General features: G+C 44.4%; 20 protein-coding genes. 12 read left to right on the forward strand and 8 right to left on the reverse strand.

Going from position 1 to position 19594, the window contains the following annotated elements; all coding sequences use genetic code 11:
• Nucleotides 1–52: 52 nt before the first annotated feature.
• The 5 genes from HQ865_RS10165 to HQ865_RS10185 form a co-directional block, all read right to left on the reverse strand.
• Nucleotides 53–2365, reverse strand: coding sequence for an FdhF/YdeP family oxidoreductase (locus HQ865_RS10165; protein WP_173414798.1), 2313 nt, complete (start codon nucleotides 2363–2365; stop codon nucleotides 53–55).
• Nucleotides 2358–2717 carry a DUF7009 family protein gene (locus tag HQ865_RS10170; protein WP_173414799.1) on the reverse strand — a complete coding sequence of 120 codons (360 nt, stop codon included), beginning with the start codon at nucleotides 2715–2717 and terminating at the stop codon, nucleotides 2358–2360. Before HQ865_RS10170 ends, HQ865_RS10165 begins: the two co-directional genes overlap by 8 nt.
• Before the next feature lie 7 nt (nucleotides 2718–2724).
• Nucleotides 2725–3570: a formate dehydrogenase accessory sulfurtransferase FdhD gene (gene fdhD, locus HQ865_RS10175; protein ID WP_173414800.1), complete on the reverse strand. Its 846-nt coding sequence runs from the start codon at nucleotides 3568–3570 to the stop codon at nucleotides 2725–2727.
• Between the two features lie 233 nt (nucleotides 3571–3803).
• Complete coding sequence (locus HQ865_RS10180) at nucleotides 3804–4304, reverse strand: FKBP-type peptidyl-prolyl cis-trans isomerase (protein WP_173414801.1); 501 nt, start codon at nucleotides 4302–4304, stop codon at nucleotides 3804–3806.
• Between the two features lie 33 nt (nucleotides 4305–4337).
• Nucleotides 4338–6341, reverse strand: coding sequence for a thioredoxin domain-containing protein (locus HQ865_RS10185; protein WP_173414802.1), 2004 nt, complete (start codon nucleotides 6339–6341; stop codon nucleotides 4338–4340).
• Between the two features lie 112 nt (nucleotides 6342–6453).
• Between HQ865_RS10185 and HQ865_RS10190 the strand changes: the two genes are divergently transcribed.
• The 6 genes from HQ865_RS10190 to HQ865_RS10215 all read left to right on the forward strand — a co-directional run bounded on the left by HQ865_RS10190 (nucleotide 6454) and on the right by HQ865_RS10215 (nucleotide 12543).
• The gene (locus HQ865_RS10190; protein WP_173414803.1) at nucleotides 6454–6735 is read left to right on the forward strand and encodes a type II toxin-antitoxin system RelE/ParE family toxin; all 282 of its coding nucleotides are present in this window, start codon (nucleotides 6454–6456) and stop codon (nucleotides 6733–6735) included.
• Between the two features lies 1 nt (nucleotide 6736).
• Entirely contained in the window at nucleotides 6737–7030 is a 294-nt protein-coding gene (locus HQ865_RS10195) for a HigA family addiction module antitoxin (protein WP_173414804.1), read from the forward strand.
• Nucleotides 7031–7119: 89 nt separating this feature from the next.
• Entirely contained in the window at nucleotides 7120–9090 is a 1971-nt protein-coding gene (locus tag HQ865_RS10200) for a M1 family metallopeptidase (protein WP_173414805.1), read from the forward strand.
• Nucleotides 9091–9179: 89 nt separating this feature from the next.
• Nucleotides 9180–9575, forward strand: a complete 396-nt coding sequence (locus tag HQ865_RS10205; protein ID WP_202020466.1) for a hypothetical protein — start codon at nucleotides 9180–9182, stop codon at nucleotides 9573–9575.
• Nucleotides 9576–9676: 101 nt separating this feature from the next.
• Nucleotides 9677–11959 carry an ATP-dependent helicase gene (locus tag HQ865_RS10210; RefSeq protein WP_173414806.1) on the forward strand — a complete coding sequence of 761 codons (2283 nt, stop codon included), beginning with the start codon at nucleotides 9677–9679 and terminating at the stop codon, nucleotides 11957–11959.
• Nucleotides 11960–12174: 215 nt separating this feature from the next.
• Nucleotides 12175–12543, forward strand: a complete 369-nt coding sequence (locus tag HQ865_RS10215; RefSeq protein ID WP_173414807.1) for a helix-turn-helix domain-containing protein — start codon at nucleotides 12175–12177, stop codon at nucleotides 12541–12543.
• Between the two features lie 134 nt (nucleotides 12544–12677).
• Here the strand turns inward: HQ865_RS10215 and HQ865_RS10220 are convergent, their stop codons facing one another.
• The gene (locus tag HQ865_RS10220; RefSeq protein ID WP_173414808.1) at nucleotides 12678–14111 is read right to left on the reverse strand and encodes a tetratricopeptide repeat protein; all 1434 of its coding nucleotides are present in this window, start codon (nucleotides 14109–14111) and stop codon (nucleotides 12678–12680) included.
• Nucleotides 14112–14379: 268 nt separating this feature from the next.
• Here HQ865_RS10220 and HQ865_RS10225 point away from each other — a divergent pair, with 268 nt between their 5' ends.
• From HQ865_RS10225 to HQ865_RS10245, 5 genes are all read left to right on the forward strand, one after another.
• Nucleotides 14380–14583 carry a hypothetical protein gene (locus HQ865_RS10225; protein WP_173414809.1) on the forward strand — a complete coding sequence of 68 codons (204 nt, stop codon included), beginning with the start codon at nucleotides 14380–14382 and terminating at the stop codon, nucleotides 14581–14583.
• A gap of 64 nt (nucleotides 14584–14647) precedes the next feature.
• Entirely contained in the window at nucleotides 14648–14857 is a 210-nt protein-coding gene (locus tag HQ865_RS10230) for a hypothetical protein (RefSeq protein ID WP_173414810.1), read from the forward strand.
• 71 nt (nucleotides 14858–14928) lie between these two features.
• Nucleotides 14929–15138 (forward strand): hypothetical protein, encoded by a 210-nt coding sequence (locus HQ865_RS10235; RefSeq protein ID WP_173414810.1) that lies wholly within the window; start codon nucleotides 14929–14931, stop codon nucleotides 15136–15138.
• Nucleotides 15139–15214: 76 nt separating this feature from the next.
• A complete protein-coding gene (locus HQ865_RS10240; protein WP_173414810.1) occupies nucleotides 15215–15424 on the forward strand; it encodes a hypothetical protein in 210 nt (69 codons plus the stop codon).
• Between the two features lie 59 nt (nucleotides 15425–15483).
• A complete protein-coding gene (locus tag HQ865_RS10245) occupies nucleotides 15484–15666 on the forward strand; it encodes a hypothetical protein (RefSeq protein WP_173414811.1) in 183 nt (60 codons plus the stop codon).
• Nucleotides 15667–15684: 18 nt separating this feature from the next.
• Here HQ865_RS10245 and HQ865_RS10250 read toward each other — a convergent pair whose 3' ends face one another.
• Nucleotides 15685–16650: a GDSL-type esterase/lipase family protein gene (locus HQ865_RS10250; protein ID WP_173414812.1), complete on the reverse strand. Its 966-nt coding sequence runs from the start codon at nucleotides 16648–16650 to the stop codon at nucleotides 15685–15687.
• A gap of 297 nt (nucleotides 16651–16947) precedes the next feature.
• On the opposite strand from HQ865_RS10250, the gene HQ865_RS10255 reads away from it, so the two are divergent.
• Nucleotides 16948–18318, forward strand: coding sequence for a dipeptidase (locus tag HQ865_RS10255; protein ID WP_173414813.1), 1371 nt, complete (start codon nucleotides 16948–16950; stop codon nucleotides 18316–18318).
• A 48-nt stretch (nucleotides 18319–18366) separates the two neighbouring features.
• Here HQ865_RS10255 and HQ865_RS10260 read toward each other — a convergent pair whose 3' ends face one another.
• Complete coding sequence (locus HQ865_RS10260) at nucleotides 18367–19464, reverse strand: mandelate racemase/muconate lactonizing enzyme family protein (RefSeq protein WP_173414814.1); 1098 nt, start codon at nucleotides 19462–19464, stop codon at nucleotides 18367–18369.
• Nucleotides 19465–19594 lie beyond the last annotated feature (130 nt).

Below are 19594 nucleotides of genomic sequence, written 5' to 3' on the forward strand. Positions count from 1 at the left end.
TACACGGATATTTATGCTGTTTTAAACACAGTAAAAATGGATGATCCCCCATTCACGCCCCATGTTTCCTGATCTTGATATAAACCAATTTACTTGTAGGCGTATTGCTACCCTCAGCTACGCTGTCTATCGGTACCAGCACGTTTGCTTCGGGAAAATAGGTAGCCGTATTACGTTCAGGGATATTGTAAGATACAATAACGAATAAGCGCGCAACCCGCTCCTTGCCTTTAAAATAGCTGTACAAGTCTACCTTATCGCCAGCCGTAAAACCGGCTGAAGCAATATCCTTAGGATTCATAAATATTACCCGGCGTTCCTGGTGAATGCCGCGGTAGCGGTCGTCCAGTCCATAAATGGTCGTATTAAACTGGTCGTGGCTGCGGATAGTGGTCATGGCGTATTCGTCATCGGCCATATTGTTTTGGGGCAGTTCGTTTACAGTAAATGCAGCCTTATCGCCATATTTTGCCGTCTTAAATTTACCATCGCGGGCCGCATTGGGCAGGTAAAAGCCCCCGGGTTCGCGGATGCGTTTATTATAATCCTTAAATCCCGGGATCACCTCTTCAATATCTGTCCTGATATGGTCGTAGTTTGAAGCATACTTGTCCCAATCTACCACCGACTTATCGCCCAGCGTGGCTTTTGCCATCCGGCAAACGATATCCGTTTCGCTTAAAAATTGATCGGACACCGGCTTCAGCATTCCCTGGGATTGCTGCATCACCCCCATCGAGTTTTCGCAACTGACGATCTGGTCTATACCGCCTGTGGTGTCCTTATCGCTCCGGGCAAAGGTGGGTAGTATCAGTGTTTCTTCGCCATGCACCAGGTGCGCGCGGTTTAACTTGGTTGATACGTGCACTGTCAGTTTCAGTTTACGCATAGCTTCGGCAGTGTAAGTGGTATCCGGCGTAGCCGACAAGAAATTACCGCCCATACTGAAAAAGAACTTTAGTTTACCTTCGTGCATGGCCTTAATGGCTTCCACTACATCATAACCGGGTTTACGCGGGGGGTCGAAACCAAAAAAGTTTTTTAGTTTATCCAGCTGCTCTTTTTTGGGTTTGTCCCATATCAGCATGGTGCGGTTGCCCTGCACATTGCTATGTCCACGTACCGGGCAAAGCCCTGCGCCTGATTTACCGATGGCCCCTTTCAATAAGGCCAGGTTTACTATCTCCTTAATAGTGGCCACACCATTAACATGCTGTGTGATACCCATTGCCCAGCAGATGATCATCTTACCGGCATGGCTTATCATGTTTGCCGCTTCCTGTAGCTGACTTAAGGGCACTCCGGCCTCATTTGCCAGATCTGCAACTTTATATTGGTGCCAGCTATTGACAAGTTCGAGGTAACCAACCGTATTTTCTTCGATAAACTTTTTATCGAACACCGTTCCCGGGTTTTCCTGCTCAGCTTTATATAGTAGTATCTCCAAAGCCTTAAGCAGGGCCATGTCACCGTTTATTTTTACCTGCAGGTACAGATCTGCCAGCGGCGTACTGATACCTAACAAGCCTTTTACCGTCTGCGGATTTTTAAAGGCGGTCAAACCGGCTTCGTGCAGAGGATTTATGGCGATGATCTTTGTCCCCCGCTTTTTGGCCTTTTCCAGCGCGGTAAGCATCCTCGGGTGATTGGTACCCGGGTTTTGCCCCATAATAATGATGATATCCGTATCGTAAAAATCATTCAGCGTAACAGTGCCCTTGCCAATGCCGATCACTTCGGCCAGGCCGACGCCCGTAGATTCGTGGCACATATTAGAGCAATCGGGCATATTATTGGTACCAAACTCGCGCGCAAACAACTGGTAAACAAACGAAGCCTCGTTACTGGTACGCCCCGATGTATAAAATGCGGCCTCATCGGGAGATGACAAGCCATTAAGGTTCGCAGCTATCTTTTTAAAAGCATCATCCCAACTGATGGGCTGGTAATGTGTACCACCTTGGGGCAGGTAAACAGGCTGCGCAATGCGGCCGGTCTTGCCCATTTCAAAATCATTCATCCGGGCCAGATCGGCGATGGAGTTTTTAGCGAAGAATTCGGGCGTAAGCTTTTTATTAGTGGCCTCCCAGGCAAGCGCCTTGGCGCCATTCTCGCAATATTCGGCTATGGGCGAGCGGTCATCATCCGGATCGGGCCAGGCACAGCTTGAGCAGTCGAAGCCTGCTTTTTGGTTCATGTGCAGTAAGGCGCGCATACCGCGCACAGGATTTTCTTCCTCCAGTACATCCTTAAAGGCAGCCAGCACAGCAGGGATACCCGCGGCCCATTCCTTAGGCTCGGTAACCTTTAACCCGGTTAATTCTTCGGGGTTTTCGGCGTTGGGCTGCTCTTTAACTTTACTCATGGTTATGTACCGCTAATGGATTGGGGTAATTATCGCTCTGATCCTCGGCCACATTATCCAAACACTGGAAATCCTTTTCAATAAACAGGCTCAACTCGCCGGATACATTTTCAAAGCCTACTCTATCGCTAAGCGTCCATTCGGTAGCCATGTTTTGGGGCATCAGCAGCGTGATGGTATCATCCTCAAAGCTGGCCGTAATATTTTCGGCATCGGTTTTCTGCAATACATAGCTTAATACCTTATTACCAAAGTGGGTTGCTTCTTTAATCATACCATCGATACCAAAACGCTCCACCTCCGACCGGGTTAAACGGTAGCGTATGCTGTTTCCTTTAATGCGAATCTTCATATACAGGTTAGGTTAATACAATGCGGTGCGGCGATGTATAAATATTAAAGCGGTGCCCGCGTAAAAAACCGCAAAGGGTAATATCAAACTCCTCGGCCAGTTGTACCGCCAGTGTGGATGGTGCACCAATGGCTGCAATAATATTTATCCCGGCCATAGCTGCCTTTTGCACCAGTTCAAAACTGGCGCGGCCGCTTAGCAGCAGCACCTTATCGTTTAGCGGCAACAGGTCTTCGTTTAGCGCGGCACCAATTAGTTTGTCTAAAGCGTTGTGCCTGCCCACATCCTCGCGCACTAACAGCAACTCACCATACGATGAGAACAAGGCCGAGGCATGCAAGCCGCCGGTCTGCGCGAATATTTCCTGTTGCTCGTGCAATTGCTCGGGCATATCATAAAGCGTGGTAGCACTAACACAATTATTATCATCGGCACCGTCATATTGGTTTACCGTGCGGATGGAATTGATAGACGATTTACCGCAAACCCCGCAACTGGATGTGGTGTAAAAATTCCGGTCGGCAGTATTTAAGTTGGGGACGATGTTTGATCGCAGCGATACCTGGATCACATTCTGCCGGTTCTCGTTACAGGCAAAGTTATGCCGGGCAAACAACACCTCGCTTACTGAACGGATGATGCCTTCGGTAAACAGGAAGCCAACGGCCAGTTCGGCATCATTACCGGGCGTACGCATAGTAACCGAAATATTCTTCACCTCGCGATGGAAATCAGGGCCGTGTTCCAGGCGGATCTCCAAAGGTTCCTCGGCAGCTAATTCGTCGGTGGTATCGGCGCATTCCATAGCGCGCACTTTAATAACCGGTATCTCGTCTATCATGTGTATTGGCATAATAAATATACAAACAAAATACAGGGTTTGTTTAGATTTTTGACGGCGACCTTTGTGGTATTTAACCACAAAGGACACAAAGAACAGAAACACTAAGATCACAAAGTAATTTCAGTATCCGCTAAAATATAAAGGCCACAAAGACCCTGTTTTACAACAAGATCTTTGCGGCCTTTGTGGCTTTTCCTTTGTGACCTTTATGGTTAAATTGCCACTTATCAGTCTATCACTAATTAATGATGGTGATGACCATCCGGCCCATGCGCGTGGCCGTGCGCCAGTTCTTCCGGAGTTGCCGGGCGAACGTTTACGATATTGCCTTTAAAGTGTAGCGCCTGGCCGGCCATTGGGTGGTTCAAGTCTACGATCACGCCGTCTTCGGCAATTGATACTACCTGGCCCTGGAAGTGATTGCCCTGGTTATCCTGCAAAGGTAATATGCTGCCAATTTCAGGCAGGTCCTGGCCCTGGAACATTTCCTTTGGCAGGTTAGCAACGGCTTCTTCATTAATTTCGCCGTAAGCATCTTCAGCAGATAAACGAAAATCGTAAGCATCGCCGGTTGATAGGGTGCTCAGGTTTTCTTCAAACTTAGGCAGCATTTGGCCTGCGCCGAATAAAAAGGTAAGGGGTTGTTCAAGGGTGGCGCTTTCTACCAGTTCCTCGGTACCCTGATCATTATTAACATACAGATCGTAGGTTAAAGACACTACGTGTTGGGCTTCAATCTTCATAATTGTGGGTTATGTTTTACTAATATAATAGCCTTAGCGGCCTATTTGTTTTAGTGCTTCATCCACCGTTTCCGATGGTAATCCGCAGGTTTTATCTTTACAAATAAAGATACGCGTTTGCACGCCTACCCTGTTTTGCAGCAAAGGTAAGTTTTCTACGTTACCGCCCAACATTATTTTATTGGGAATGTAGTTTTGTTCCAGTTGTTTACGTACAGCTGATACATCGGCCCCTGTAACAGCTATTTCATTAATGCCCAATACCTCCTCCTGCAATAAAATGGCCCAGTTTGAGTAAGACGAACCATACTTGGCGATCAGCGGGAAGATGTTCCTGAGCAGTTGCGATGATATCTCAGCATACCGCTCATCATCAAAAAACAGCGACAGTTTTTTAAGGTTACGCGCCATTACCGAGTTTGAAGATGGGATCACCCCATCCATGATCTCCGATTTACGGGCGATCAGTTGCTCATCGCCATCGCCGGTATAAAAGAAGATGCCGTTAGCTTCATCATAAAAGTCGGCGATGGTGATATTGGTTAGGTCTTTTGCGCGGGTTAACCATTGCACATCAAAAGTAACTTCATAAAGCGCTATGAATGCGTCGATCACATTAGCATAGTCATCTAAAAATGCAATGCCTTCGGCGGAGCCTTTTTTATAAACACGTATCAGTTTATTATCTGATGTGATAAGATCTTGGGTGATAAACTCCGCATTCTTCAATGCCAATTCCAAATATTCCGGGATATCAAAAACACGATAAGCATCGCACAAACCCTTCAGCATTAATCCATTCCACGAAGCCAGTATTTTATTATCCAGTCCGGGCCGTATACGCTTGCTTCTTTCAGTCAACACCTTTGCTTTAGCACGATGAATGATGGCCTGCAGATCGGCCGTACATAATCCCAATTTTTCGGCCAGCAGGTCATCATCATTATTCCGGAAGAATACGTTGGTCTCCTCTTCTTCCCAGTTGCCGTGTTCGGTTACATTATAATAGATGCAGAAGACATCGGCATCTTCACCTAAAAGATCAACCAATTCGGCTTTGCTGAAGCTGTAGAACTTACCCTCTACCCCCTCGCTATCCGCATCTAAAGCCGAGTAGAAGCCATATTCGGGCGACATCAGTTCGCGCTCGGTAAAGGCAATGGTCTCGGCGACAATGTGTTTGTATAGCTGATCGGGCTGCCAGGTGTAGGCTTCGGCATAAACGCTTATTAGCTGTGCATTATCATACAGCATTTTCTCAAAATGCGGGATGTGCCAGCGCCTGTCTACTGAATAACGGGCAAAGCCGCCACCAACATGATCATAAATACCCCCATAGGCCATCTTCCTTAGCGTGAGCTTTACAATGTCGGTAACCTTTCCATCGCCCATTAAATAAGCGTACCGCATCAAAAACAGCCAGTTATTGGGCATCGGGAATTTTGGTTCGCTACCCATGCCGCCCTCAAGGGTATCGAAATAGCGCATCCAGTTGCTTACTATCTTCTCCAAATCGACTGTTGTGTATGCCGCCTGTTCCTTCACAAAACTTACTGATTCATATTGCTTAATGCCCGCAGTTAGCTTATCGGCATACTCGGCTGCCTCAGCAGGTTTGTTCCTGTAAAAATCGGCCAGGTTAAACAGCAGGCTTGTCCAGTCGTTCTTGCGGAAATAGGTGCCACCATATATCGGCCGCTGATCGGGCAGGCAGATACAGTTCAAAGGCCAACCGCCTCTGCCGGTCATGAGTTGTACGGCGCTCATATAGATCTGGTCAACGTCGGGGCGTTCTTCCCTATCTACCTTAATACACACAAAATACTCGTTCATTACGGCCGCTACGCTTTCATCTTCAAAACTTTCGTGCTCCATTACATGGCACCAATGGCAGGCCGAGTAGCCGATACTCACCAGGATCAATTTATTTTCGTCCCTGGCCTTTTGCAATGCCTCTGGCCCCCAGGGATACCAATCTACCGGGTTGTTGGCATGCTGTAATAAATATGGCGATGACGAATTAGCGAGATGGTTCATTGATTTTTATATTGTAGATGTACCTTTGTGCAAATGTGCAGATTATTTTAAGAAGCAGATAAAATTTCGGCTTTAATAATTACCTTTGACGTTAGTAACGTATTGCAATACTATGATTACTTCTTTTGGCTCTAAAGACACAGAAAAAATATGGAATGGTGTCAGAGTGGTTAAACTACCTATTGAAATACAAACAATCGGTAGAAGAAAGCTTAGAATGATCAATAACTCGCAAAACATTCAGGATTTAACTATTCCGCCATCAAATAAGTTGGAAAAGAAAAAGGGTGATCTAAAAGATTATTACAGCATTAGGATTAACGATCAATGGCGGATTATTTTTAAATGGAATAACGGAAATGCCAGTGATGTAGAAATAATAGATTATCACTAAAATGGAAAAACTACCTAACATCCACCCCGGAGAAATTTTAAGCGAGGAGTTTTTAATCCCGCTGAATATAACGGCTTACAGGCTGGCTAAGGAAACCAAGATACCACAAACCCGGGTATCAGAAATTATTAAAGGCAACAGAAGAATTACCGCCGATACCGCTCTGCGGCTAAGTAAGTTTTTCGGCAACTCGGCGAAGTTTTGGCTGGGTTTACAAGATGATTTTGATTTGGAAAACGAACTCAACCAAAATAACGAGGTTTTACAACTGATAAAGCAGCACGTGGCCGCCTAATAATTAAAACTTATTATTTTAAGAATAATAAGCCGCCTGATCATAATTGTTATTTTGCTTACCTTGCGCAAAACAAAAACAAACTGATCATGCGTTTTCAAAAACTAAACACCATTGCGGGTGCTTGTTGTTTGCTGCTATCGGCAACAAATATACACGCCCAATCCAAACCCGATTCGACCAAATACAATAATTACGAACTTTTTGGCCCTATCACCTGGCCCTCAAACGGTTCGGAAATGCGTTCGCCGGCGGGTAAACCCGGGCCCAAATACTGGCAAAACCGCGCCGATTACGTAATTCACGCTACCATTAACGAGCTGGCAAAGGATACCACCATCAGCGGACAGGTAACGGTAAACTATACCAATAACAGCCCGGATAAAATGGATCACCTGTGGATGCAGTTAGATCAGAACATGTTTGAAAAAGGTTCGCGCGGCGATGCGACTACCCCTATCGAGGGTAACCGCTTCGGTCAGCCTTATCCACGCGGTGGTTATCATATCGGTACCGTAACCGTTACTTACAAAGGCCAAACTTATACCGTTACACCGGTAATCAGCGATGCGCGTATGCAGGTACGCCTTAAAACTCCGCTTGGTGCCGGTGGCGATAAGATATCGGTAAAGGTTAATTACGATTTCTCTATCCCCTTTTATGGCGCCGACCGTATGGGCCGCAAAACCTTTAAGCAAGGCGTAGTTTACGAAATTGCACAATGGTACCCGCGCATGTGCGTATATGATGACGTGGAAGGCTGGAACACCCTGCCTTATATGGGCTTAGGCGAGTTTTACTGCGAGTATGGCGATTTTGATTACTACGTAACCGCCCCCGCTAACATGACTGTGGTTGGCTCAGGCGACCTGCAAAACCCTAACGAAGTGCTTACTCCTACCCAGCAAGCCCGCATGGCTAAAATGCGCGCGAGTGATAAAACCGTAAGCATTATCACTCCTGAAGAAGTTGGCCAGGCGTCGGCCCATGTGGGCACCAAGCCTTTAACGTGGCACTTTAAAATGCTGAACACCCGCGATGTATCATGGGCTGCATCAAAAGCGTTTATTTGGGATGGTGCAAGGGTTAATTTCCCGTCGGGCCGTAAGGGCATCTCTATGTCGGCTTACCCGGCAGAAAGTAATGCTATCGGCTGGAACCGCTCTACCGAATACCTGAAGGGCAGTATGGAGATCTACTCTAAATTATACTACGAATATCCATGGAACTCCGCCGTCAACGTATCGGGCGTGGCTTTAGGTATGGAATATCCGGGCATCATCTTCTGTATGAGCACCTGGGGTGGCGAACAACTTTGGGGCGATGTTACCCATGAGATTGGCCACAACTGGTTCCCGATGATCGTTGGATCGAACGAGCGCAAATACATGTGGCAGGACGAGGGTTTTAACACATTCATTAATCAATATTCTACCAAATACTTCAACAAGGGCGAATATGACCACCCCGAAGCACGTCCGGCTATCGGCCTGGCGGCCCCCATGGCAGCTATGAAAACCCCGTTGATGACGCCATCTGAAGCAATGGGTGTGGGTAATAACGATTATGGCTTTTACTACGTAAAAACTTCGTTGGGTTTAGATATGCTGCGCAATGTGGTATTGGGTCATGATCGTTTTGATTATGCCTTCCACGAGTATATTAAAAACTGGGCAATGAAGCACCCTACACCTTACGACTTTTTCCGCGCCATGAATGATGCCGCAGGCGAAGACCTGAACTGGTTTTTTAAACCGTGGTTCTTTACCACCTGGACAATTGACCAGGCCGTAACATCAGTTACGCACGATAAAAGAGATGGTGCTAACGATATGCGCATCACGCTGGTTAACAAGGAGAAAATGGCCATGCCGGTTGATGCAAAGATCACCCAGGGCGATGGTAAAACCGAAATTATACACCTGCCGGTAAACATCTGGCAGCGCGGCGGCACCTGGACATTTAAATACAATGCCCCGGCCGGTATCCAAAGCATAGAGCTTGATCCGGATCATCAATTACCTGATGTAAACCGTGGTAATAATATCTGGAAGAAATAGAGATTAGAGATTAGAAGGAATCTCTTTTATAGCGATGGGTTTAAAACCCATCGCTATTTTTTTATCGCTATTTTTATCTTTACCTGTATATGCAATACATCTCAAAACTTAAATGGGCCAAGTTAATTATGCTGCTGGCCGCCATCTACAATTTGTTTTGGGGAGCGGTCATTTCACTTTATCCGCAGCTATTGTTGTTTGGCAATCCTCCGACTGATTTTCTGCTGATCATTTTGCGATGCGTAGGGATGCTGGTTGGTGTTTATGGCATTGCTTACTGGTTTGCTTCGCGCGATCCGGAACGTTACTGGCCGTTGATACTGGTTGGCTTTATCGGGAAATTTTTGGGGCCTTTTGGTTCGGCTTATTATATTTATGTTGGGCAATTGCAGCCATCTTTCATTTGGATGAATGTTTGGAACGATTTGATCTGGCTATTACCTTTTGCGTGGGTGATGTGGCTGGTATTGGTTACGCGTAAATAATTTACCTTTTTAAAAACTGTGCAAAACCTTTAACCTTTCGGCTTTTACCTTTCCCCTCAAAAACATTATTTTCGCAGATTACAGAAAAGAGGAAGCAAGATTTGGATTACTTACAGGGATTAAACCCCGAACAACGAGGAGCAGTAGTACAATTAAAAGGCCCGGTAATGATCATTGCCGGCGCCGGATCGGGCAAAACACGTGTAATTACCTATCGTGTGGCGCACCTGATAAACAGCGGTGTTGATGCCTTTAACATACTGGTTTTAACCTTTACCAACAAAGCCGCCAAAGAAATGCGCGAGCGTATTACCCACGTGGTTGGCCCCGAGGCAAAGAATATATGGATGGGCACCTTCCACTCGGTATTTGCAAAGATACTGCGTGTAGAAGCCGAGAAACTGGGCTATCCAAACAACTTCACCATTTACGATACCGACGATAGCAAAAGCGTGTTGCGGGCCATCTTAAAAGAGATGAACCTGGACGATAAGCTGTATAGCGCCAACTTTGTGTACAATCGTATTTCCGCAGCCAAGAATAACCTGATCAGTTGGATGGAATATGCCAAGAACGAACAGATACAGGCCGACGACCATTCCAGCGGGCGCCCGTTTTTAGCTAAGATATACGAAACCTATGCACAGCGCTGCTACAAAGCCGGGGCGATGGATTTTGACGACTTGTTATTCAAAACCAACGAGTTACTGAAGAGTTACCCTGATGTGCTGAACAAATACCAGCACAAATTTCGCTATATTATGGTGGATGAGTATCAGGATACTAACTTTTCGCAATACCTTATTGTAAAGAAGCTGGCCGCTGTTACCGAAAACATTTGCGTAGTGGGCGACGACGCGCAGAGTATCTATGCCTTCCGTGGGGCCAATATCCAAAATATCCTGAACTTTGAAAAGGACTACCCGGATGTGAAGGTATTTAAACTGGAGCAAAACTACCGCAGCACGCAAAACATTGTAAACATTGCAAACAGCATTATCGCCAATAACAAGGAGCAACTGAAGAAGAACGTTTTCAGCGAGAACGAGGTTGGCGACCGGATAAAGGTAATGCGGGCTTTCAGCGATAATGAAGAGGGCAAAATAGTGGCCGAAGCCATTATGCAGGACCGCAGCACCAAAGGCCTGAAATGGGGCGACTTTGCCATTTTGTACCGTACCAACGCACAATCGCGCGCGATGGAGGAAGCCTTGCGTAAAATGGGGACGCCGTATAAAATTTATGGGGGCCTCTCTTTTTATCAGCGCAAAGAAATTAAGGATCTGATCGCTTACTTCCGCCTTACGTTTAACCCCAATGATGAGGTGGCCATGAAACGCGTGATCAATTATCCCAAACGCGGTATTGGCGATACAAGCGTCGACCGGATCATTATCGCCGCCGATCAGCACCAGGTTACCCAGTGGGATGTAATTACCAACGCGCAGCTGTATATGGATGGCCGCAGTGCCGGTGCCGTAGCTACTTTCGGCACGCTGATCCAAAGCTTCCAGGTAATTGGTAAAAACATGTCGGCTTATGATGCCGCCCTGCATATCGCGCAACACTCGGGTTTATTGAAAGATCTTTACGAAGATAAATCGGTAGAAGGACTTAACCGCTATGAGAACATACAGGAATTATTGAACGGTATCAAAGAGTTTTCGGAGCGCGAGGATATCGAAGAAAAAGGCCTTGATGTATTTATGCAGGATATCGCGTTATTAACCAACGATGATAACGACAAAAACCCCGATGCCGATACCGTATCACTGATGACCATCCACTCGTCAAAAGGGCTGGAATTTCCGCAGGTGTATGTGGTGGGTTTAGAGGAGAATTTATTCCCGTCGCAAATGTCGCTCAACTCCCGCAGCGACCTTGAGGAAGAGCGCCGGTTATTTTATGTAGCCGTTACACGTGCCAAAACCAAGTTAACCATTAGCTATGCTACGTCGCGCTTTAAGTTCGGTACGCTGATCAATTGCGAGCCAAGCCGCTTTTTAGATGAGATAGACGCAAAATACATTGAGCTGGATTTTACGGCTAAACCGGCTGCCAGTTCGTTTTTCGAGAACGAGCGGACTGCCTGGAGCCGCAAACCCGATACTTTCTCTAAACCTAAAGCACCGGCAACTTCGCCATCGGCGCCACCTAAAACAACTTCCATTTTGGCTAAGGCCCATGTGCCTACGCCGGGCTTCGCGCCGTCTGATACGTCTAAACTGCAAACAGGTATGGAGGTGGAGCACGAACGTTTCGGCTTTGGCAAGGTATTGCAATTAGAAGGCAACAAACCAGATATAAAAGCGACGATCTTTTTTAAAGAGATCGGCCAAAAGCAATTACTATTAAAGTTTGCCAAGTTGCGCATTGTGAATTAAACTATTTGAATAGCATAGTTAACTATTAATCACAATTAATTACAATTATTAACCCTTGCATATAATTACCCAATTTACGGGGAAGTAATTCCCCATTTTTAAATCAATACTTTAAAAAGAGTGCGTTTTAAGCTATATTAGGCAATATTATAGCAATGGCATGGGCTTTGGTTTATAGTGATGACCATATATAATAAAATTATTGCTCACGAACTATGAACGAGAACTTCAAAACCCAATCAAACAAATCGGCAGGCCGTAACATCCGCGCGGTAAGGCACCAACGCAACTGGAGCCAGGAAGATGTGGCCAACAAGCTTGGTATCTCTATACCTGCTTTTTCAAAAATTGAGACCGGTATCACCGACATCAATTTATCACGCTTACAGCAAATTGCCGATATTTTTGAAATGAGCCTGGTGCAGCTTCTATCTTTTGAAGAAATTCAGGACGATTATCAGTCATCGCACCTGCAGGATGCTAAAAGGAAACTTGAAATTTGCGAAGCCGAGATAGTAGAACTACAACGCAAGGTTATTGGCTTATACGAAGAGTTACGTTATAAGAACGTAGTTGCGGTTTAAAAGCTACAACAATTTGTATTGGGTTTTTATATGATATAATAGGTTTTGCAGTTGAATAAGCTGCAAAACTTATTAACCCTATTTTCCGGATCACAATTTTATGAGGCAATGCATACCTGGCGTTGCTTATTCTGTTAAAACCCCGCCCTGTCGGGGTCGTGCAGCATATCACTCATATCGATGATCTTGTCATCAATTTCGGATACGCACTTATTCATCATCGAGATACATTCCTTCTCATCAACCAGGCCCTCTTTTTCAAGGTTCATTAGGCCTTTAAGGGTAGCTATAGGCCCCCTGATCTGGTGCGAAAGATATGATGAGTAATCAGATAGTTTACGGTTCTTAATCTGAAGGTCCTTGGTACGCTCATCTATAATTTCTTCCAGGTGATGATTGATCCTGTCGAGGTTATCCTTTTGCCTCGATACCTCTTCATTTAGTTCGGTTAAACGCTTGTTAGTTTGCGCTTTACGCTTAACATTTAAAATAAGCAGAATAATTAAACCGGTTAGCAATACAGATGATATTACCGCACCCGTGAGTATTAACTGATTATTTCTATTCTTTGCGATAACCACCTGTTGATCTTTCAGGGTCTTTTCGTTAGCATGCGAGGCCTTCAGGAGTTTAAGCTGGTTAGAAACATATTCGTGGTAGTCGATACTATCCAACTTATAAATATCGCTCAGATACTCCAGCGCCTTACCGTAGTTTTTACGCTTATACTCTAATTGGTAGCGGGTGTATTTATAATCGTAGTCTGTTCTTTTATTTTGCGAGTAAGACAACCCCTCATTTATATATTTCTCGGCGTTATCAAATTGGTTTTGCGCGATATAAATATCGGCAAGTGTCATGTCGATACTGGCTATCGTGGCGCTCATCTCCAACTGTTTGGCCCCTTTGTTAGCCATTAATAACATTTCCTTGGCTTTATCGGGCTTGCCGATTGTGTTGTACACAACTCCGGTGTTCTGCAGGCAACTGATCAGGCTTGCGCTATCTTTTACTATCGAGAACATTTTGCGGGCGATAGCAAATTGTGCCAACGCATCCGGATATTGGTTTTTACGCACATAAACATTACCTATGTTTAAATTAATTGATGCCAATAAAGCGGTATCCTGCAAATGGAGCGCTATACTAAGGCCCTGCTTGTAGTTTTGCAGGGCCACGTTATGATCGTTATCCCGGTATAAATTTCCAATATTGTTGTAAACCTTTGCTACGCCGTTTTTGTTGTTTGCCTTATCAAACCAGGTAAGTGCTTCTAAATAATTGTCAATTGCTTCGCGCTGGTTGTCCTGGTAACCTAAGCCAATACCTATTATACGGTAAGATTCGCCTACGCCATTGTCATAATTTTTGATTTTTTTGGCCAGGGCAAGCGCTTTACGTCCAAGCGCTACTGTTTTTGTAGCTTCAGATAAACGCGCCTTATACGCTTCTTTATTCAGCCTGATCACCTCGCTTGTATCGGCACTGGTAACTTTTTGAAAACCAAATACGTACAACGGAGATATCAAGATGAATAATAGGAAAGATCCTAAGCGTATAATTTTCATCAGTGGTGATAAAGGAATAAATTTGCGTTTTTAAATTATAAATATACCAGTCGTAATTTTGTTTATTACGTAATAAAACTAACAAAAGATATGTAAAATAATTTTTTTTCAACATTTTTTTTTAATTAAAAAAACATTTATACATTTGTACCGTTTGTTTAAGTAAAGTTTATAACAAACTAAAATACAATAAGTTATGATGGTTTTTTAAAGGAATTTCTCATGCTAAAAATTTAATTTATATCGAGGCTTTTTAAAATATAACAACATGAAAAAAAGGACTATCGGAGCAGTTGTACTACTTACAATTACGCTATCAGCACTTACCCGCGGGGAAGTAAAATCAAAAATCCAGGCACCTGAACAACATTATAAAGCTGTAGTAAAACCTAATACTCCGAATATTGACGGCACTGCCGCTTTACTATCGAATACCAATAAGGCTAATTTATCGCAGGCTGATGGCGAATAATCGCAACACTATTAAAATTAATTAAGCAACACCAAATAATTAGTACTCCAAACAACAAACGACAATGAAAAAATTAACCATAGCAGCAGCAATATTATTAAGCACTTTAGCTTTCACTTCGTGCACTAAAGAAAACGTACAGCCACAAGCACAACGTAAAGCAACCACTTTAGCCGATAAAGGAAACTTATCTCAGGCAGATTTTAACGGTGATCCGGATGCTCCTGTAAACGGCGATAAAGGCAATTTATCACAAGCAGACGGCGCTAACTAATTAACGCAACTCCACAACAACCAATTTTTATATTAACAACACACCAACAATAATTAAAACTCCATACGACAATGAAAAAATTAACCATAGCAGCAGCAATATTATTAAGCACTTTAGCTTTCACTTCGTGCACTAAAGAAAACGTACAGCCACAAGCACAACGTAAAGCAACCACTTTAGCCGATAAAGGAAACTTATCTCAGGCAGATTTTAACGGTGATCCGGATGCTCCTGTAAACGGCGACAAAGGCAACTTATCTCAGGCAGACGGCGCTAACTAATTAACGCAACTCCTACTAACAACCAATTTTTATAATAACGCAATCAAACCAACAATAATTAAAACTCCATACAACAATGAAAAAACTAACCATAGCAGCAGCAATATTATTAAGCACTTTAGCTTTCACTTCGTGCACTAAAGAAAACGTACAGCCACAAGCACAACGTAAAGCAACCACTTTAGCCGATAAAGGAAACTTATCTCAGGCAGATTTTAACGGTGATCCGGACGCTCCTGTAAACGGCGATAAAGGCAACTTATCTCAGGCAGACGGCGCTAACTAATTGAAATATTTGATAACCGATCCATTCTTTAATTCATTATTCATTAAATCATTAGTATCATGAAAAAGTTCATCATCATATTAGGCATTGTATTAACATCAGGAATTGCAGCTTTAGCTTTATCTAATAAAAAAGCTCCTGAAACTATTGTGAGCCGGGTTAACATAGATAAAAATGAGTTGAGCGCAGCTAAAGCCCAGGTAAACAACACCGTTAAGGACAACCTTACCAACGCCGATTAATTATACACCCGGGCGGGGTTATTTTACCAGTAAAAGTTTTTTACTTAATTGCTGCCCACCTACCTGCATTACGTAGATGTACATACCTGCGGTTAGGTCGCCAAGGTAGGCGTTTACTTCGTGGAAGCCCGAAGTTTGGTATTCGTCGACGAGGGTGCGCACTGGTTTACCAAGCAGGTTATATAATTTAATTTGCACTTTACCGGCTTGCGATAAGCTGAAATTGATACGTGTGTTATCGCGTACCGGGTTTGGATAGTTTTGACTGATGCCAATAAGCAGAAGTTTTTCTTCGATAGCTTCGTTAATGGCATCAAAAAGTACAAAGCTAATAAGCTTATATCCCTGGGCATTGGGGTGCACCATATCCTGGTACAGGTTAAAATCGCGGCCAAGCGATTGGTTAATATCCGCAAGATATACGTGATAATCCATCGCCAGCTTTTTGTAAAGCGTGTTAATTTGCTTTACCACCAGGTTACAGTTCTTTAAAAACTGATCATTCTTATCGTTATAAAACTGTATGGTGCCTATAATAGGTATCAGGTTATGTTTTATCGATTCTTCAATATAATACCGCATATTTCGTTCGGTATCTGTAATTCTCATCTTTTTATTAACAATGGCCTGCGCATCGTTAGCGCCCATGTCAATAACGATAAAGCCCGTTCGGCCCTCAATCGCTTTCGGGAAACGGGTTAAACCCTGTGTAGTAGTTTCGCCAGGAATACCATTATTGGTGATATCGATAATTTTACCGGTATAACAATTTTCGAAATTTTGCTTCAGGCCGGGCTGAAAAGAAAAGCCCCCAATGCCCGCCACCGTACTGGCGCCAAACGTGGTGATGTTGATACTATCCTTACTGTAAAATTTTGAGGCGGCACTACAATTCGGCAGCTGAGCGTGTGCCGATAGGAAGAACAATAGTAAAGCGACCGTAAAGTAAATTATCCGTTGATAATTCCTGTTTTTCCTTTTCAAAGCCTAACCAATAGTAATTGAACAAATATATAAAATAACCCTTGATATTTAGCAACTTAACCAACAGTAAAACCTATCGGGTAAAACTATATTATTTATGCCGATGCAAATTAAATACCACAATGTGTTTTAAGTGTTAATTAAAGCTATTAGACTTAAAAGTTAACGCAATTGTTGCAACATCATTATAAATTAATATTTGCGGGATATTTAGGCGGGGAATTGCATGGAAATATATCCACAGTTTACACGCTTACCGGCAACAACCTATATATTTGCCAACAAACTAAACAACCAATGCAGGATATAAAACAATATGTAGAAGCCAACAAGCAACGCATGCTTGATGAACTGTTTGAACTGTTGCGCTGCCCATCGGTAAGTGCCGACCCTAAATATAAGGATGATGTATTAAAAACTGCCGACCTGGTAGCCAAGCGACTTACAGAAAGCGGCGCCGATAAGGTAGAAGTTTGCCAAACCGCCGGCTACCCTATTGTTTACGGAGAAAAGATCATCGACCCAGCCAAACCTACCGTTTTGGTTTATGGCCATTATGATGTGCAACCGGCCGATCCGCTGGAATTGTGGCATACCCCTCCTTTTGAACCTACTGTACGCGATGGCAAAATATATGCCCGCGGCGCCTGCGATGATAAAGGCCAGTTTTATATGCACGTTAAAGCATTTGAACTGATGATGCAAACCAACACCTTGCCTTGCAATATCAAATTTATGATTGAGGGTGAAGAGGAAGTTGGGTCGAACAACCTTGGCATCTATGTTAAAGCTAACAAGGAACGCCTGAAAGCCGATGTGGTACTGATATCGGATACATCAATGATCAGCATGGAAAACCCATCGCTGGAGACTGGTCTGCGTGGCTTATCATATTTAGAAGTGGAAGTTGTTGGCCCTAACCGCGATCTGCATTCGGGCGTTTACGGTGGCGCAGTAGCTAACCCGGCTACTATACTGGCCAAAATGATCGCATCTATGCATGATGAAAATAATCATATCGCCATCCCTGGTTTTTATAACGATGTGGTGGAGTTGACCGATACGGAGAAAAAAGAACTTAACTCGGCACCATACGACGAGGAAGAATATAAGAAGGATTTGGGTGTGGATGCCCTGTGGGGCGAAAAAGGCTACTCGACGTTTGAGCGTACCGGCACCCGCCCTACTTTGGAAGTAAACGGTATTTGGGGCGGCTATATTGGCGAAGGCGCAAAAACTGTGCTGCCATCAAAGGCCAACGCCAAAATTTCTATGCGTTTGGTACCCAACCAAAGTTCGGAAAAGATCACCCAGCTGTTTACCGATCACTTCAACAAGATTGCCCCGCCATATGTAAAGGTTACTGTTACGCCACACCATGGCGGCGAACCGGTGGTTACCCCAACGGATAGCATCGCCTACAAGGCAGCACAAATGGCTATTACCGAATCGTTCGGCAAAGCGCCTATCCCAACCCGTGGCGGCGGCAGTATCCCTATTGTGGCACTGTTTGAAGCGGAGTTAGGTATCAAGACCGTTCTGATGGGCTTTGGTTTGGATAGTGACGCGCTGCACTCGCCTAACGAGAAATACGACATTTATAATTACTATAAAGGCATCGAGACTTTACCCTTGTTCCACAAGTATTTTGCGGAGTTGTCTAAGTAAAATAGAGAATTTTTAAACGGCGATGGAAGTTATACATCGCCGTTTAATTTACACACTAAACCGTTCGCATTTAGCTAAAAACGCCTCATCCGCATCAGCGCCGATCCCTGGAGCATCCGGCATTTGCAGATGGTAGCCGTTATAACTAACCCCGCCAACACAGGGGTCTTCCAAATGACCAAGCTTGCAGGTATCCATATCAAAAAATTGGATATTTGGACTGGCATATACCAGGTGCAGCTTGGCGCTCAGGGCTATGCGGCTTTCCAGCATCCCGCCCATCATACAGGGGATGCCGTACCCGGCAGCGGCATCATGTATCTTTATCGCTTCATTTATTCCGCCCGATTTGGCCAGTTTGATATTGATATAATGGCAGGAATGACTTTTTAACTGCTTCAGCGCATCGTAATGGTTATATACACTTTCATCGGCCATAATTTTTACCGGAGATAGCTGCATCAGTTCGGGCAGGCGGTCATCAAACCAGGTGCGCATGGGTTGTTCGCAAAATTCAATATCGTAAGCGCTGATACCATTAAGCGCAAACAACGCGTCGTCAAAAGTCCAGCCCTGGTTAGCGTCAACCCTTATCTTCATTTCCGGGCCAACCGCGGCACGGATCTGCCTGATGCGCTCCACATCGCCGGCGGCATCTTTTCCTAATTTTACCTTTAGATAATTAGCGCCCTCGTTACGGAATGCCAATGCCCGTTGCGCCATAATTTCTGGAGCGGCAATGCCAACGGTGATATCTGTTTCAATACTCCTTTCAGTACCTTTTAGATATTGCCATAACGGTAAACCGGCATTTTTGGCAGCGATATCGTACAAAGCCATATCAAAGGCGCTTTTTATGGTACCGTTGCCGGCGGTAAAATCGTGCAGTTGCTTTAGGCGGGCTTCGATATCCAAAGCATCCTGTCCCTTCCACAGGCGGGCAAACTCCTTTGCCATTACCAGGCAGGTATCCTGCGTTTCGCCTACTATCATAGGGAAAGCCGAGCACTCGCCCACACCATAAAAACCGGCATCGGTATGCACGCGGATAAAGGTATTTTGTGCATAATCCATAGTTCCGGTAGCAATGGTGAACGGCTCCATAGGGATGCTGAAGCGGTAGATATCTATGTGGGTAATGATCATTTTAAATATTAGTGTTAACGGCTAAATATCGTTTTTATACGGGTAACATTCAATCAAAAAATTTGCTTTGCAAAACAATTGGCCTATATTTGTGTCTCCACAACAATTCAACTTTAGCCGCCACCGATGT

Source organism: Mucilaginibacter mali, assembly GCF_013283875.1.
Lineage (GTDB): Bacteria > Bacteroidota > Bacteroidia > Sphingobacteriales > Sphingobacteriaceae > Mucilaginibacter > Mucilaginibacter mali.